General features: G+C 67.7%; 13 protein-coding genes. 7 read left to right on the top strand and 6 right to left on the bottom strand.

Annotation, left to right across the window (positions count from 1 at the left end; translation table 11 throughout):
- Nucleotides 1-13: 13 nt before the first annotated feature.
- Together cheB and AC2FAN_RS10665 are read left to right on the top strand one after the other, a co-directional pair.
- On the top strand, nucleotides 14-1,030 hold the full coding sequence (cheB, locus tag AC2FAN_RS10670; RefSeq protein WP_485173856.1) for a chemotaxis-specific protein-glutamate methyltransferase CheB: 1,017 nt from the start codon (nucleotides 14-16) through the stop codon (nucleotides 1,028-1,030).
- Nucleotides 1,031-1,041: 11 nt separating this feature from the next.
- The gene (locus AC2FAN_RS10665; protein WP_265051875.1) at nucleotides 1,042-2,061 is read left to right on the top strand and encodes a GGDEF domain-containing response regulator; all 1,020 of its coding nucleotides are present in this window, start codon (nucleotides 1,042-1,044) and stop codon (nucleotides 2,059-2,061) included.
- 26 nt (nucleotides 2,062-2,087) lie between these two features.
- Here the strand turns inward: AC2FAN_RS10665 and AC2FAN_RS10660 are convergent, their stop codons facing one another.
- A complete protein-coding gene (locus tag AC2FAN_RS10660; RefSeq protein ID WP_485173853.1) occupies nucleotides 2,088-2,792 on the bottom strand; it encodes an SDR family oxidoreductase in 705 nt (234 codons plus the stop codon).
- 130 nt (nucleotides 2,793-2,922) lie between these two features.
- Here AC2FAN_RS10660 and AC2FAN_RS10655 point away from each other — a divergent pair, with 130 nt between their 5' ends.
- The 3 genes from AC2FAN_RS10655 (at nucleotide 2,923) to AC2FAN_RS10645 (ending at nucleotide 6,194) form a co-directional block, all read left to right on the top strand.
- Nucleotides 2,923-3,816, top strand: coding sequence for a LysR substrate-binding domain-containing protein (locus AC2FAN_RS10655; RefSeq protein ID WP_485173851.1), 894 nt, complete (start codon nucleotides 2,923-2,925; stop codon nucleotides 3,814-3,816).
- Between the two features lie 102 nt (nucleotides 3,817-3,918).
- Entirely contained in the window at nucleotides 3,919-5,079 is a 1,161-nt protein-coding gene (locus AC2FAN_RS10650; protein WP_485173850.1) for a M20 aminoacylase family protein, read from the top strand.
- 107 nt (nucleotides 5,080-5,186) lie between these two features.
- The gene (locus tag AC2FAN_RS10645) at nucleotides 5,187-6,194 is read left to right on the top strand and encodes an amino acid ABC transporter substrate-binding protein (protein ID WP_485174559.1); all 1,008 of its coding nucleotides are present in this window, start codon (nucleotides 5,187-5,189) and stop codon (nucleotides 6,192-6,194) included.
- Nucleotides 6,195-6,296: 102 nt separating this feature from the next.
- Here the strand turns inward: AC2FAN_RS10645 and AC2FAN_RS10640 are convergent, their stop codons facing one another.
- Nucleotides 6,297-6,935 (bottom strand): NHL repeat-containing protein, encoded by a 639-nt coding sequence (locus AC2FAN_RS10640; RefSeq protein WP_265051871.1) that lies wholly within the window; start codon nucleotides 6,933-6,935, stop codon nucleotides 6,297-6,299.
- Between the two features lie 45 nt (nucleotides 6,936-6,980).
- Nucleotides 6,981-8,189 carry a helix-turn-helix domain-containing protein gene (locus AC2FAN_RS10635; RefSeq protein ID WP_265051870.1) on the bottom strand — a complete coding sequence of 403 codons (1,209 nt, stop codon included), beginning with the start codon at nucleotides 8,187-8,189 and terminating at the stop codon, nucleotides 6,981-6,983.
- Nucleotides 8,190-8,311: 122 nt separating this feature from the next.
- Between AC2FAN_RS10635 and AC2FAN_RS10630 the strand changes: the two genes are divergently transcribed.
- Nucleotides 8,312-9,091: a DUF899 domain-containing protein gene (locus tag AC2FAN_RS10630; protein WP_265051869.1), complete on the top strand. Its 780-nt coding sequence runs from the start codon at nucleotides 8,312-8,314 to the stop codon at nucleotides 9,089-9,091.
- Nucleotides 9,088-9,915, top strand: coding sequence for a DUF2182 domain-containing protein (locus AC2FAN_RS10625; RefSeq protein ID WP_265051868.1), 828 nt, complete (start codon nucleotides 9,088-9,090; stop codon nucleotides 9,913-9,915). The genes AC2FAN_RS10630 and AC2FAN_RS10625 overlap by 4 nt, the downstream gene beginning before the upstream one ends.
- A gap of 27 nt (nucleotides 9,916-9,942) precedes the next feature.
- Here AC2FAN_RS10625 and AC2FAN_RS10620 read toward each other — a convergent pair whose 3' ends face one another.
- The 3 genes from AC2FAN_RS10620 to AC2FAN_RS10610 form a co-directional block, all read right to left on the bottom strand.
- On the bottom strand, nucleotides 9,943-12,456 hold the full coding sequence (locus AC2FAN_RS10620; protein ID WP_485173847.1) for a DNA translocase FtsK: 2,514 nt from the start codon (nucleotides 12,454-12,456) through the stop codon (nucleotides 9,943-9,945).
- Nucleotides 12,457-12,568: 112 nt separating this feature from the next.
- A complete protein-coding gene (gene ccoS, locus AC2FAN_RS10615; RefSeq protein ID WP_265051866.1) occupies nucleotides 12,569-12,718 on the bottom strand; it encodes a cbb3-type cytochrome oxidase assembly protein CcoS in 150 nt (49 codons plus the stop codon).
- Nucleotides 12,719-12,720: 2 nt separating this feature from the next.
- The gene (locus AC2FAN_RS10610; RefSeq protein ID WP_485173844.1) at nucleotides 12,721-14,907 is read right to left on the bottom strand and encodes a heavy metal translocating P-type ATPase; all 2,187 of its coding nucleotides are present in this window, start codon (nucleotides 14,905-14,907) and stop codon (nucleotides 12,721-12,723) included.

Below are 14,907 nucleotides of genomic sequence, written 5' to 3'. Positions count from 1 at the left end.
TGAGAAGCTTCTCATGAGAGTCGGTCTGGTCAACGACCTGCCAATGGCCGTCGAAGTCCTGCGCCGGATCGTCACCTCGACGGCGGAGCACACGGTCGCCTGGATCGCGAGGGACGGCAGCGAAGCCGTGGAGACCTGCCGGCACGATCGCCCCGATCTGGTCCTGATGGACCTGAACATGCCGGTGATGGACGGCATCGAGGCCACGCGGCGCATCATGACCGAGACGCCCTGCCCCATCCTGCTCGTCACGGCCAGCGTCGATGCGAATGTATCCGGCGTCTACGAAGCGATGGGCTACGGCGCCCTCGATGCCGTCGACATCCCCTCGGTCGGCACCAATGGCATCGCTTCCGGCCAGGGGGATGCGCTTCTGGCGCGCATGACCGCCATCGCCCGCCTCTCGCGCGATCTCCCGCCGGCGCGCAGGGCCCGCATGCCGGCGAGGCGCCTCGGCTCGGCACAGCTCGTCGCCATCGGCGCTTCGGCCGGCGGACCCACTGCCGTCGCGACATTGCTCGCCGGGCTGCCGCGCGGGTTTCCGGCGGCCATCATCCTGGTTCAGCATCTCGACGCGCAGTTCGTTCCGGGTTTCGCCAGCTGGCTGGAGCAGCAATGCGGGCTCGCGGTTCGCCCTGCCCTGGAAGGCGATCGACCGGTGCCGGGAAGCGTGCTGATCGCGGCGAGTGCCGATCACCTCGTGCTCAAGGCGGGGGGCGAGCTCGGCTACCGAGCCGAGCCGCGCGACTACCCGTACCGGCCCTCGGTCGACACGTTCTTCGAGAGCGTCGCTCAGCAATGGCGGGGCGAGCCTGTCGGCGTGCTCCTCACGGGCATGGGGAGGGACGGCGCGCGCGGCTTGAAACTTCTGCGCGACAAGCATCATTTGACAATCGCACAGGACCAAGCGACGAGCGCCGTCTACGGCATGCCCAAGGCAGCCGCGGCAATCGGCGCTGCCGCCGAAATTCTGCCGCTGACCGCGATCGCGCCGCGCCTTGTCGAGGCCTGCGGCCAGCCGGCCCCATAAAAAGGCTTCCCATGGCAGGCGAACCATCTCCATCCGCGCCCAATGTGCCCTCCCCGGCCGACAGCTACCTCTCGATGGTCCTGCTGGTCGACGACCAAGTGATGGTCTGCGAAGCGGTCCGGCGGGCGCTGGCCCATCATGGCGATCTGGACTTCCATTATTGCACCGATCCGCTCGAGGCGATCGAGGTCGCCCAACGCGTCAAGCCGACCGTCATCCTGCAGGATCTGGTGATGCCCGGCGTCGACGGGCTCGATCTGGTGCGGCGCTACCGCCAGCACCCCTCGCTGCACGCTGTCCCGGTGATCGTGCTCTCGACCAAGGAAGACCCGGCGATCAAGAGCGAAGCCTTTCAGGCCGGCGCTAATGACTATCTGGTCAAGCTGCCCGACAAGGTCGAGCTGATCGCCCGAATCCGCTATCACACCCGCGCCTATCTCGATCACGTCCAGCGCGACGAGGCCTATCGGGCCCTGCGCGAGAGCCAGCGCGAGTTGATGCGCGCCAATCTCGAGCTGGAACGCCTGACGCGGATCGACGGGCTGACCGGGCTCGGCAACCGCCGCTATTTCGACGAGTATCTCGCAGCCGAGTGGAAACGGGGCACGAGGACCCGCAATCCGCTGTCCGTGCTGATGATCGATGTCGACCATTTCAAGCGCTACAACGATGCTTACGGCCACCTCGCGGGCGACGATGTCCTCAAGCAGGTTGCCGGCGTGATCCAGAGCGGTGCCTGCCGCGCGACCGACCTGGCCGCCCGCTTCGGCGGCGAGGAGTTCGTGGTGATCCTGACAGACGTGTCGCAGGAAGGCGCCGTGCTTGTCGCTGAGCGCATGGTCGAGGGCGTGCGCGACCTGAACATCGCCCATGGCTCGGGGCGCGTCACGATCAGCGCCGGTGTCGCGACCGCCTGGCCGAATAGCGAAAACAACCCGGAGAGCGTCGTCAACGCCGCCGACCTCGCGCTTTTCCGCGCGAAGAATGCCGGGCGGGACCGCGCGGTCTTCGCGGACATGCCCGCCGGCTGAAGTCCGAGGCGACGAGGCGCCCGGTCTCAGATGGACCGGGTGATGCCGCCGTCGACGCGCAGATTCTGGCCGGTGATGTAGGCGGCATCCGGCGAGACCAGGAAAGCGATGGTGCCTGCGATCTCCGCGCTGGTGCCGTAGCGCCCCATCGGCACGCTCTGGCGGCGTTCCTCCTTTGCCGGCAGGCTGTCGATCCAGCCCGGCAGGACATTGTTCATGCGGATGCTGTCCGCCGCATAGGTGTCGACGAAGATCTTGGTGAAGGATGCGAGGCCCGCGCGGAACACCGCCGAGGTCGGGAACATCGCGCTCGGCTCGAAGGCCCAGGCCGTCGAAATGTTGACGATGGCGCCGGATTTCTGCTGCTGCATGATCGGCGTCACCAGCCGCACCGGGCGGATGACGTTCAGCAGATAGGTGTCCATGCCCCGGTGCCAATCCTCATCGGTGATATCGAGGATGGGCGCGCGCGGCCCGTGGCCGGCGCTGTTGACGAGGGCATCGATGCGCCCCCAGCGCTCCATCGCGAGATCGACGAGGCGGCGCAGATCATCGTTAGACTGGTTGGACCCGGTCACGCCGATCCCGCCGAGTTCACTCGCCAGCGCCTCGCCCTTGCCGGAGGACGAGAGAATGGCGACCCGGAAACCGTCCGCCGCCAGACGCCTGGCCGCGGCAGCGCCCATGCCGCTGCCGCCCGCAGTCACCAGAGCCACTTTTTCTGCCGACATGCTTGTCTCCGTCGTCGCTGCGCAGCACTATCGAGTTGCGCATTCCAAAAGGTCAGACGGCCTTCTTATCACTCCGGCCCGGGCCTGACGAACGAGTTCCGTTCGCGTCTGCCTGTAGAAAAACTATCGCATGAACGGCCAAACCCATCGCCTTCCCTCGCTCAACGGCCTGCGCGTCTTCGAAGTCGCCTCACGACATCTGAACTTCCGCCTCGCCGCCGAGGAGCTCGGCGTGACGCAGGGCGCGGTCGCCCAGCAGATTCGCCAGCTCGAAGCCGAACTCGGGCTCAAGCTGTTCGAGCGGCAGCCGCGGACCCTCGTGCCGACGGAGGCCGGGCGCAGCTACGTCGCCTCGGTCCGGCGCGCCTTCGAGCTGATCTCCGATGCGACGGAGAATCTCAGACCAGCGCCGCTGCACCTGACCATCAGCGTGACGCCGAGCTTCGCCTCCCGCTGGCTCATTCCGCGCCTGCCGGATTTCACGGCCGCGCATCCGGGGATCGAGCTGCGCATCGTTGCGACCGATCGCCTTTCCGACTTCCGAACGGATGCGGTCGATCTCGCCATCCGGCTCGGGCGGCCACCCTTCGGCTCGGGGCTGAACGCCGAACTGCTGTACGAGCAGGCGATCATCGCGGTCGGCAGCCCGCTGCTTCTCGAGAGAATCGGAGATCCTCGAGATCCCGGCCATTTCGCGCGCTACCCGCTCCTGCACGACGGCCATGATTTCTGGCCGGCCTTTCTGGAAAGGGTTTTCCCGGGCACGGCACCGAAGCCCGCCCAGAACATCCGTTTCAACCAGACCGCACTCGCGCTGGAAGCGGCCATCGCCGGGCAGGGGCTGGCCTTGACGAGCCGCTTCCTGGCCGATGACGACATCGCGCGCGGCCGCCTGGTGCCCCTCTTCGGGATCGAGCTTGTGGCCGAGGCGGGCTTCTACATCGTCTCGCCGCGCCGGCCGCGGCACCCGGAGCCTATCGCAACCGTGTGCCGATGGCTGAGCGAAGCCGCCAAGGCCCGCTGAGGCCCTGCGCAACAAACTTGCATCCCGCGCACATGATTGCAGCGCCTCTTTCGCGCCGAAAGCACTATCCATCGGCCGGAGATGCAAACGAGGCCGCGACCGATGCCAGAACTCGATCCTGATGCCCTTCAGACCGAAATGACGTCATGGCGGCGTCAATTGCATGCCCATCCCGAATTCGGTTTCGAGGAAAAAGTGACCTCCGCCTTCGTCGCCGCGAAGCTGCGCGAGTTCGGGCTCGACGAGGTGGTCGAAGGCGTGGGCGGCACCGGCGTCGTCGGCACGCTGAAGCGGGGCAACGGGAACAGGGCTGTCGCGCTGCGCGCCGATATGGACGCGCTGCGCATCACCGAGCAGGGCGACCATCCTCATCGTTCGCAGACGCCCGGCGTGATGCATGCCTGCGGCCATGACGGGCATACGGCGATGCTGCTCGGCGCGGCCAAGCTGCTGGCGACGGAGGGGGGCTTCGACGGCACGGTGCGCTTCCTGTTCCAGCCCGCCGAGGAGTGGGGCAAGGGTGCGCTGGCGATGCTGACCGATGGCCTGATCGAGCGGTTTCCCTTCGACGAGATCTACGGGCTGCACAACATGCCCGGCCTCGCCATCGGGAAGTTCCAGACACGGGTCGGCTCCTTCATGTCGGCCGAGGACAATTTCGAGATCGTACTCAAGGGGGTCGGCAGCCACGCGGCGCGGCCGCATACGGGCAACGAAGTGCTGGTCGCCGCCTGCGCGCTCGTCACTGGTCTCCAGACCATCGTCTCGCGACGGCTAAGCCCGGCGGATATCGCGGTCGTTTCCGTCACCGAGCTTCTGACCGACGGCACGCGCAACGTCCTGCCCGGAACCGCGCGCATCCTCGGCGATGCCCGCAGTTTCCGGCCCGAGGTCAGCGCCGAGATCGAGCGGCAGATGGGGATCATCGCGCAGGGTACGGCGCAGAGCTACAATCTCAGCGCCACCCTGCATTATACCCGCGAATTCGTGCCGCTGGTGAACGACGAGGCCCTCGTGCAGGAGGCTTTTGCCGCAGCCCGAACCGTGTTCGACGATGGAAACGTCGCCGTCGCGCGCGAGCCGATGACGGGTTCGGAGGATTTCGCCCGCTTCCTCGATTTTGTCCCCGGCTGCTTCGCCAATATCGGCAATGGCGATTCTGCGCCGCTGCACAACCCAGGTTTCGACTTCAACGACGATAGCCTGCGCTACGGCGCCGGCTTCCATGCCGCCATCGTGCGTCGGCGCCTGCCCGCCGCCTGAGCCACCCCCTCGCATTCTCCGCGACATCGCTTTCGGCCACCGAAGGCGATGCCCGGCGGAGCTGTGCCATCGCCCCTTCCCAACGATAAAAACCGGAGGAGAACATGCTGAAATCAATCGGAATCGCCACCCTGATCTGCTCTGCAACGCTTGCGGCCAGCCAGGCCGCGACGCTCGACACCGTGACCAAGCGCGGCGCGGTGAAATGCAGCTCGACCGCCGGAACACCCGGCTTCTCCATCCCCGACGCGAGCGGCAAATACCGGGGCCTCGACATCGATGTCTGCCGGGCCGTCGCAGCGGCGATCTTCGGCGATCCGGACAAGGTCATGATCGTGCCGCTAACCCCGGCCTCCCGCTTCACTGCGCTCCAGACCGGCGAAGTCGATATCCTGTTCAACACCACGACCTGGACGCTCGGGCGGGAGACCACGAACGGCATCATCTTTGCCGGCGTGAACTACTATGACGGCCAGGGCATCATGGTCCGCTCCGGCGTCATCCAGAACGCCAAGGAGTTGAACGGCGCGACCATCTGCACCAACCAGGGCTCCACGACGGAGCTCAACCTGACCGACTTCTTCCGGGTCAACGGCCTGAAGAACGAGATCGTCGCCTATGCGACGCAGGAGGAGGCGGCGCAGGCCTACCAGTCGGGGCGCTGCGACGCCTTCTCGTCCGACCGCTCGGTGCTCTACGCCTTCCGGTCGAAGCTGACCGAGCCCGACAAGCATGCCGTGCTGGGCGAGACACTCTCGAAGGAGCCCCTCGGCCCGGCCGTCCGGCAGGGCGACGACCCCTGGTACAACATCGTCAAATGGACGCTGCACGTCCTGCACTCCGCCGAGGAGCTCGGCCTGACCTCGAAGAACATCGACCAGACCGCATCGACGACCGCGAACCCCAACATCCTCAGGCTGGTCGGCAAGGAGGGCGAACTCGGGCCCGGCCTCGGCCTGCCCAGGCAATGGGCCTACAACATCGTCGCGAAGGTCGGCTCCTATGCCGAAATCTTCGAGCGCAATGTCGGCAAGGACAGCCCCCTGAAGATCGCGAGAGGGCTGAACGCGTCCTGGAAGGACGGTGGCCTGCACTACGCGCCGCCGATCCGATAAGACTTCGTCGAAACGCCACGGCCCGGGATGCATCCGGCCGTGGCGCTAGCTTCACCGGAGTGGTGATCGCGCTCCCTCGCCGATCTCGGCGGGGCGCAGTGCTCAGGCCCGCCTCGGCCGGCGTACGGCCCTGACGGTGCCCTTGCCGGCGCTGCCGCAGAAGAACAGGTCTCCCCCGTCCGACTCCAACCCGGAGACACCCTCTCCCGCCGGCATCACGAGACTGTCCAGCACCTCGCCGGAAACCGGGTCGATGCGCCGCAACTCGCTCTCGTCGCCCTCCCAGGTGCCGTGCCAGAATTCGCCGTCGACCCAGGTGACGCCGGTGACGAAGCGGTTGGACTCTATGGTGCGCAGCATCTTGCCGGTATCGGGATCGATCTGGTGGATCTTCCGCTCGCGATAATGCCCGACCCAGAGCGTGCCCTCCGCCCAGGTCAGACCTGAATCGCCGCCACCGGCGGGGGCCGGAATGGTCGCGACGACGCGGCCGGTCTCGGGCTCGATCTTCTGGATGCGATCCTCGGCGATCTGGAACAGATGCGTGCCGTCGAATGCGGTCCCGGCATGGGCCGGCACCTCGATCGCGCGCTCCACCTGCCCGCTTTCGGGATCGAGCGCGTTCAGCCGGTCGCCCGAGGCGAACCAGACCCGCCGGCCATCGAAGCTGACGCCGCCGACCTTCTCGACGCCGGGGAAGGGGCCGTATTCGCGGATGATGTCGGCGTTGGATGTCGTCATGGCTTCACTCCGGTGGATGCGATGCCGTCCATCTAGTCTGCCCCATCATAGGGCGGTGAGTAACAAGGCGGTCGCGAATCCCGGCGTCGGCGGCATCACCCAGCGCCGCGCCCGGCCCCGCCCATAGGACTGGATCTTGCCGCCCTCGGCCAGTGCGTCGAGCGCGCGCTGAATGTTCCGCTGGCTGCTGCCGAGCGCAACCGCCAGCGCGGAACTCGCCCAGGTCTCGCCATCGGCGAGGAGCGCGAGCACCGCCGCATGCTTCTCCTCGACCGGCCGCGCCAGCACGACCACCTCGGGAGCTGCGCGTGGCGAAAGCGCGAAGCCGCGCGGCGTCGCACTCACCCGCGCCAGCGGCTCGATGGCGGCGCGAAGCCGGCCGATCTCGACGCGCAGCCGGGCACGATGCGATTCATCCGTCAGCTTCGAGCGGAAGGCCCGCGCGATCAGGGCATCCCGCGGCGCATCGGCCGGCCATGCCTCGGCCAGCTCGCGCGCCAGCGCAAAGAGGACAGGTCGCGTCGCCAGAGATACAGCCCCGTCCGGCCCGCGCACGGCATAGCGGCAGGCATCGACGACCAGCGCCTCGGTCGATTGCAGGGCCTCGACCTCATCCAGCCGCAAGAGCCGCTCCTCGCCCCGCGCAAGCAACCGCGCCGTCGGCGCCTCCAGCATGAGCTGCGCGCCGTCGACCTCGGCCATCAGGGCGGGGATCCCGGCCCGGCGCGCGGCTCCTGATGCGGCAGCGAGCGCCGAGCGCGCGGCCGCAGCCTGAAGCCGCCTCAGCGCGATCCCGGCGCCGGCCAGCCAATGCACCGCTTGCAGCGCCGGCGGCAGTTCCTCAGGCTCGATCGTCGCGAGCGCCCGTTCCGCCGCATCGAGCTGCCCGATCAGAAGGAGACGGCGAATCTCGATATAGCGCGCATGGGCGGCGTTGATCCGGTCACCATGCGTCGACAGGACCGCGGCTGCAGCAGCAAGCCGCTTCACAGGCCAGTTCAGATCGCGCGAAGCCAGCGCGATCTCGGCTTCCGCGACGACGCAGCGCGCCTGGGCGGCGGCCTCCCTGTTGCCGAAGCCGCGGGCCGCGCGTCGCAGCAATATCTTGGCGCGCGGGAAGTCCCCGAGCTGCGCCATCGCGATGCCGCGCAGCGCCAGCGCCGGCGGATCGTCCCGCAGCGCGACCCGGTCCAGCGCGCCGAGCGGATCGCCCGAGGCGAGCGCCCGCGCCGCGGCCGTGATCAGCGAGTCCATCCGAATCCCGCCAAACTTGTCACTCCCACCCCTCTGTCACTCCGCCTTACCACCGACCGGGACGCCGCATCGAGAGCAGAACGGGCGGCGCTGATCACATCCGACGACAGGAGCGAAGCACGATGACGACACATACCATCGGAACGCGCGAGGAATGGCTCGCGGCGCGGCTCAAGCTGCTGCAGGCCGAGAAGGAGCACACGCAACGCGGCGACGAGCTGGCGCAGCTGCGGCAGGGATTGCCCTGGGTCCGGGTCGACAATGACTATCGCTTCGACACCGAAGAGGGGGAGGCCGCGCTCGCAGACCTGTTCCAGGGCCGCTCGCAGCTCCTCGTCTACCATTTCATGTTCGGCCCCGATTACGAGGCCGGCTGCCCCTCCTGCTCGGCGATCGCGGACGGGTTCAACGGCGTGACGACCCATCTCGCCAACCATGACGTGATGCTCTGGGCGGTGTCGCGCGCACCGCTCGCCAAGCTGCTCGGCTTCCGCAAGCGGATGGGCTGGAGCTTCCCCTGGGCCTCCTCGGGCGGAAGCGACTTCAACTTCGACTTCAACGTCTCCTTCACCGAGGAGCAGGAGCGCACGAAGGGGGTCGATTACAACTTCCAGCACACGCCGAAATTCGAATGGCGCTCGGGCGGCAATGCGGTCGAGCGTGCCTTCGCCACGATGGCCGGAACGGACGTCCCGACCTATCACCGCGACCGGCCGGGCATGAGCGCCTTCATCCGCGAGGGCGGCGCCATCTACCACACCTATTCGACCTATTCGCGCGGGGTCGACGGCATCTGGGGCATGTATCCCTGGCTCGACCGCGCTCCCAAGGGGCGCAACGAGGCGGAGGGCCCCTGGTGGCGCCATCATGACCGCTATGGCGCCCGGCAGGTCTCCGCGTGACGGCGATCGAGACCGGCTTCGGCAAGGGAGAGGGACGCGGCGCAGCCGCCGCGCCCCTCGCGGGAGCCGTCTTTCTCGGTGCCCTCGCCCTGCTCTTCGGGGCTGCGACCGGCATCACGATCGCCCAAAGCGACGCGATGGCCGCGATGCCCGAAGTGCCGATGGCAGGCGGCTGGTGGATGTCGGGCGTCTGGCTGCCGATGTGCGGCCAGTCATGGCCCGATGCTGCCGCTTCCTTCCTCGGGATGTGGCTGGCGATGACGATTGCGATGATGCTGCCCGCCCTGACGCCGGCGCTGTGGAAGTACCGGCAGGCGTTTGCGACGGCGGGCTGTCCGTATCCCGATTTCCTGGCGGCAGTCATGGCAGCCGGCTACCTCGCCATCTGGACCGGGCTGGGCGCGATCCTCTTCGTGCTCGGTGGCGCCTTGGCCTCGGCGGCGATCCAGGCTCCGGCGCTGGCGCGCTCGCTTCCGAGCGGGGGAGGCGTGGCCCTCATCGCCGCCGGTGCGTTTCAGCTCTCCTTAGCCAGACAGCGACTTCTAGCTGCCTGTGGGAAAGCGCCGGGGAAGATCGGGCTGCCTGCTGGCAAGGCTGCGGTCTGGGCTCAGGGCCTGCGCCTCGGTTTCCGCTGCTGCGCGTCCTGCATCGCTCCCATGACGGCTCTGATCGTCGGTGGCATCATGGACCTAAGGCTCATGGCGCTCGTCACGGCGGCGATCTCCGCGGAGCGGCTTTTGCCGAGAAGCGGCCCGGTCGGCCAGGCATTCGGTGCGGGCATCATCGTAGTTGGCGCGCTTCAACTCGCGTGCAGACTGGCCTGAACGCCGCACTGCCTCGGCTGCCGCCGATCAGTCCTCTTCATCGCGCGGACGGGCAGCATCTCCGAGTATCTCGCGCTTGCCTGCGTGATTGGCCGGCCCGACGATGCCCTCGTTCTCCATGCGCTCCATGATGGAGGCGGCGCGGTTGTAGCCGATCTGGAGGCGGCGCTGGATGTAGGAGGTCGAGGCCTTCTTGTCGCGCAAGACGACCGCCACGGCCTGCTCGTAGGGGTCGTCGCTCTCCACCGAACCCATGCCGGTCTTGTCGAAGACGGCGCCGTCCTCGTCCTCGCCGGCTTCCTCCTCCTCGGAGGTGACGGCGTCGAGATATTGCGGCCGGCCTTGCGTCTTGAGATGGGCGACGACCTTCTCGACTTCGTTGTCCGAGACGAAGGGGCCGTGCACGCGGGTGATGCGCCCGCCGCCGGCCATGTAGAGCATGTCGCCCTGGCCGAGCAGCTGCTCGGCGCCCATCTCGCCGAGGATCGTGCGCGAGTCGATCTTCGAGGTGACCTGGAAGGAGATCCGGGTCGGGAAGTTCGCCTTGATCGTGCCGGTGATCACGTCGACGGACGGACGCTGCGTCGCCAGCACGACATGGATGCCGGCGGCGCGCGCCATCTGGGCAAGGCGCTGGATCGTGCCCTCGATCTCCTTGCCGGCGACCATCATCAGATCGGCCATCTCGTCGACGATGACGACGATATAGGGCAGAGGCTCGAGGTCCATGACCTCCTCCTCGTAGATCGCCTCGCCCGAATGCTTGTCGAAGCCGGTCTGGACGGTGCGGGTGATGACCTCGCCGGCCGCCTTGGCCTCGCCGACGCGGGCGTTGAAGCCGTCGATGTTGCGCACCGCGAGCTTCGACATCTTCTTGTAGCGCTCCTCCATCTCGCGCACCGCCCATTTCAGGGCGACGACCGCCTTCTTGGGGTCGGTGACGACGGGGGTGAGCAGATGCGGGATGCCGTCATAGACGGAAAGCTCGAGCATCTTGGGATCGACCATGATCAGGCGGCACTCTTCCGGCTTCAGCCGGTAGAGGATCGACAGGATCATGGTGTTGATCGCGACGGACTTGCCCGAGCCGGTGGTGCCGGCGACGAGCAGGTGCGGCATGCGCGCCAAATCCGCGATCACCGGCTCGCCGCCGATGGTCTTGCCGAGGCAGAGCGCGAGCTTGTGCTTGGTCGCCTCGAAATCCTGGCTGGCGAGCAGCTCCCGCAGGAACACCGTCTCGCGCCTGGCATTGGGCAGTTCGATGCCGATGGCGTTCTTGCCCTGCACCACCGCGACACGCGCCGATACCGCGCTCATCGAACGCGCGATGTCGTCGGCTAGCGAAATCACGCGGGAGCTTTTGATGCCGGGAGCCGGTTCGAGCTCATAGAGGGTGACGACGGGGCCGGGGCAGGCTTGGACGATCTCGCCCCTGATATTGAAGTCTTCGAGCACGCCTTCGAGCAGGCCGGCATTCTGCTGGAGGACCTCGACCGGCAGTTCCTCATCCTGCGTCAGCGGCGGCTCGGCCAGGAATTCGATCGGCGGAAGCTGGAAGCCCTCATCCTGCACCGGCGCCGGCAGGACCTCGATGACGCGAGCCCTCGGCCGGACAGGTTTGGGCCTGACGGGCTCGGGATCGACATGAGGCCGCGTACCGCGTGCCACCGCTACGCCAGGCTTCGCCACGATCTCGCGCTCCGGCTGGACGGCAGCGACGGTCTCGACCGGGCGCTCCTTCGCGACCGGAGCGAGCCAGGTTTGGCCCGAGAGCTGGAGGCTCACCTGATAGCCCTGGCTCCAGCCGAGACCGGACCAGGCCGGAACGCCAATCGAGGTGGAAACATGCGGCGTTTCAGGCTGAAGCGGCGCATTGTCTGTCCGCCGCGCGCGAGGCTCTTCGGCAGGCAAGGCGTCCGGCGCATCCGGAACGCCCGCGCGATCCGTGGGAAGCGGGATTGTTTCGAACGAAAACTCGGCATCGTCCCGTTCGGCGGCGGGCACGCATTCCCAGAAGGCGTGATCGGAAATGAAGGCGAGCGGGGTGGTCGCCTGCTCGGGCTCGGCTGCAAGCTGCGGCCAGACGACCTCTTCCACCACCTCGAAGGCTTCTTCGATAAGGGGAGCCATCGCCTCGTCCGGGTCGGCGTCGAGGGCGGCAGGCAGATCGGCAGGGCCATGCGGAATGCCCGCCAGCGACGGCGTGCCCCAGACTTCCTTGATGAGATGGTCTGGCGTGCGCCAGAAGCGGACGCGATTCGCGCCGGCTGCCGGCTCGGCCAACGGGCTGGCAACGTCGCCGTCGCCAAGCTCGACTGAGGAGGCAGCCTTTTCGGCCTGCGCCGCCTTGCGCAACCTGTCCGGCGTGCGGGTGAAACGCACGTTCTCGGGCCACGTGAAAGAGGGCTCCGCCGGCTCTGCCGCAGGCCGGCGGGCCGACCTGTGCAGCACCAGAGCCTGCGCCGGCTCCTCGGGCTGATCGGAACGAAAACCCTCGGAAACGATGGGGTTCGCGCGGCGGTGACGATCCGTTTTATGCATGGGCTTGGGCGAACACGACAACTCGTTAACCTGTCCCGCAGGACTAGCCGGGCAGGGTTAAGGCCCCATGAATCGAGCGCTCCCGAAGTGACGCGAAACGAGCCGACGGACCTCAGTCGTCGGCGTCGTCATCCTGCAGGACGCGCCACGCCGCCCCTTCGAGATCGGCGAACTGGCCTGATCGCATGCACCAGAAGAAGGCGCCGAGTCCGGCCAGCCCCAGCCCCAGCGCCAACGGAAACAGGATCACGATGATGTTCATGCCTAAGCCTCCGAAGCCGCCGAGCGGGCGCGCAGGGCGTTGAGCGTCACCACCAGGGAAGAGCCGGACATGGCGACGGCGGCGACGAGCGGCGTCGCCAGCCCGGCAATCGCGATCGGCACCGCCACCGCATTGTAGAGCACGGCGAACCATAGGTTCTGCAGCATCAGCCCACGCGCCTTGCGTGAGATGTCGAGCGCAGCGGCAACCGGAGCGAGGCTGTCGCCGAGGAAGACGACATCGGCCGCCGCCTGCGCGAGATGGGTGGCGCTCACCGGCGAGATCGAGACATGCGCGCCCGCCAGCGCCGGCGCGTCGTTGAGGCCGTCGCCGATCATCAGGACCTTGCGGCCATTCGCCGCCATGCTGTCGAGCAGGTTGAGCTTGTCGCCCGGCAGCAGGCCAGCCTGCACATGCGTAATCCCCAGCTCGGCCGCGATCGGCGCGACCGCCTCCGGACGGTCGCCGGAGAGGATCGCGATCTCGAGCCCCGCCGCGCGCAAGGCTGCAATCGTCTCTCGGGCTTCCGGACGCAGGCTCTGCCCCAGCGCAAGCACGGTCCGGTAGGCGCCATGGCGATAGGCGATGAGGGAGGCGCCGGGGTGTTGCGTCTTGACCGAAGCGGCCTCCGCTTCGGCATTACAGAACCCGAGGCTGCCGAGCCGCTGCTCATCCTCGCCCGCGCCAGTCGAGAGGCCCTGGCCGCGCTCTTCACGGACATCGGTTTTCGCGGAAGTGACGCCGAGCGCTCGCGCCAATGCTTGCGCCAGCGGGTGATGACTGGCAGCGGCAAGCGCGCCGATCTCGGCCCGGCGCTCGGGCGGGAGCGCGTCGGGATTGAGGATGTCGGGCTCGGGCAGGGTCAGCGTTCCCGTCTTGTCGAAGACGGCGATATCGGCCTCGGCAAGGCGCTCCAGCGCGTCGCCCTCCTTCAGCATGATCTTGCGCTTGAACAGGGCGGAGGCCGCGACGACCTGCACGGCGGGTATCGCGAGGCCGAGCGCACAGGGGCAGGTGATGATCAGCACGGTGACGGCAATCATCAGGGCCTCGGGCCAAGCGAGTCCCCAGGCGAGCCAGCCGAGGAAGGTCGCCGCCGCCAGCGTGTGGACCACCGGCGCATAGAGCCGCGCAGCGCGGTCCGACAGGCGGACATAGCGCGAGCGGCTGCCGACGGCCTGGCTCATCAAGCGGTCGATCTCGTCGAGCAGCGTGCCCTGCCCGGCCGCCTCGACGCGGATGGTCAGCGCGCCCGTGAGGTTCAGCGTGCCGGCATGGACGCGCTCGCCATGGCCGATCGCGGCCGGGGTGGTCTCGCCGGTGATGAGGCTCCGGTCGAGTTCGGAACTTCCCGTCTCGACAATGCCGTCGACCGAGACCCGCTCGCCGGGGCGTAAGAGGACGCAATCGCCGGGCTCGATCGCGGCGATGGGGGTAATCGTCCAGCTTCCGTCCGGGGCGAGCCGCGTTGCGGTCTCGGCCTTGAGCGCGGCGAGATTGCCGGCGAGATCGCGGGTGCGCCGCCGCATCAGCTGGTCGAGATAGCGTCCGATCAGCAGGAAGAAGAGCAGCATCACCACGCCGTCGAAATAAGCGTGGCGGCCATGGCTCCAGGTTTCGGCGACCGACATGGCTAACGCCAGCACCACACCGATGGTGATCGGCACGTCCATATTGACCGCGCCGGCCTTCAGCGCCCGGAGCGCGCTTTCGAAGAAGGGCCTGCCGGCATAGGCGGCGGTCGGCAGGGCGATCAGGGCGGAGAGCCAGTGGAAGAAGTCGCGCGTCGTCGGGTCGATGTCGCCGCTATTGCCGGACCAGACCGCGACCGAGAGCAGCATGATGTTCATCGAGGCGAAGCCGGCGACGCCGAGCCGGCGCATCAGGCTGCGCTCCTCGGCGACGGCGCCATCCTCCTGCCGCTCCGGCACGAAAGGATAGGCCTTGAAGCCGAGCACGGCGAGCTTGTCGACGACCGCTTCAGGCCGCAGCAGCGCCTCCCGCCATTCGACCGAGACGCGCTTCAGCGCGAGATTGACGCGGGCGCCGAGGATGGCGGGCTCGCGGCTAAGCCCGCTCTCAATCGCCTGCATGCAGCCGGCACAGCGGATGCCGTCGACAGCCAGCTCCATGCTGGCGACGCCGCCATCGCGACGACGCACGAAGACGGAGAGATCCTGCCCGGCCAT

The organism is Allobosea sp. RIT-PG3_2 (assembly GCF_057321085.1).
Note: the sequence above shows the minus strand (reverse complement) of the source record. Positions and strands in the feature narration are given on the sequence as shown.

Excerpts from the sequence above, each read along its gene's own strand:
- cheB (WP_485173856.1), top strand. The coding sequence starts at position 14 with ATGAGAGTCGGTCTGGTCAACGACCTGCCAATGGCCGTCGAAGTCCTG.
- AC2FAN_RS10665 (WP_265051875.1), top strand. The coding sequence starts at position 1,042 with ATGGCAGGCGAACCATCTCCATCCGCGCCCAATGTGCCCTCCCCGGCC.
- AC2FAN_RS10660 (WP_485173853.1), bottom strand. The coding sequence starts at position 2,792 with ATGTCGGCAGAAAAAGTGGCTCTGGTGACTGCGGGCGGCAGCGGCATG.
- AC2FAN_RS10655 (WP_485173851.1), top strand. The coding sequence starts at position 2,923 with ATGAACGGCCAAACCCATCGCCTTCCCTCGCTCAACGGCCTGCGCGTC.
- AC2FAN_RS10650 (WP_485173850.1), top strand. The coding sequence starts at position 3,919 with ATGCCAGAACTCGATCCTGATGCCCTTCAGACCGAAATGACGTCATGG.
- AC2FAN_RS10640 (WP_265051871.1), bottom strand. The coding sequence starts at position 6,935 with ATGACGACATCCAACGCCGACATCATCCGCGAATACGGCCCCTTCCCC.
- AC2FAN_RS10635 (WP_265051870.1), bottom strand. The coding sequence starts at position 8,189 with ATGGACTCGCTGATCACGGCCGCGGCGCGGGCGCTCGCCTCGGGCGAT.
- AC2FAN_RS10630 (WP_265051869.1), top strand. The coding sequence starts at position 8,312 with ATGACGACACATACCATCGGAACGCGCGAGGAATGGCTCGCGGCGCGG.
- AC2FAN_RS10620 (WP_485173847.1), bottom strand. The coding sequence starts at position 12,456 with ATGCATAAAACGGATCGTCACCGCCGCGCGAACCCCATCGTTTCCGAG.
- ccoS (WP_265051866.1), bottom strand. The coding sequence starts at position 12,718 with ATGAACATCATCGTGATCCTGTTTCCGTTGGCGCTGGGGCTGGGGCTG.
- AC2FAN_RS10610 (WP_485173844.1), bottom strand. The coding sequence starts at position 14,907 with ATGGCCGGGCAGGATCTCTCCGTCTTCGTGCGTCGTCGCGATGGCGGC.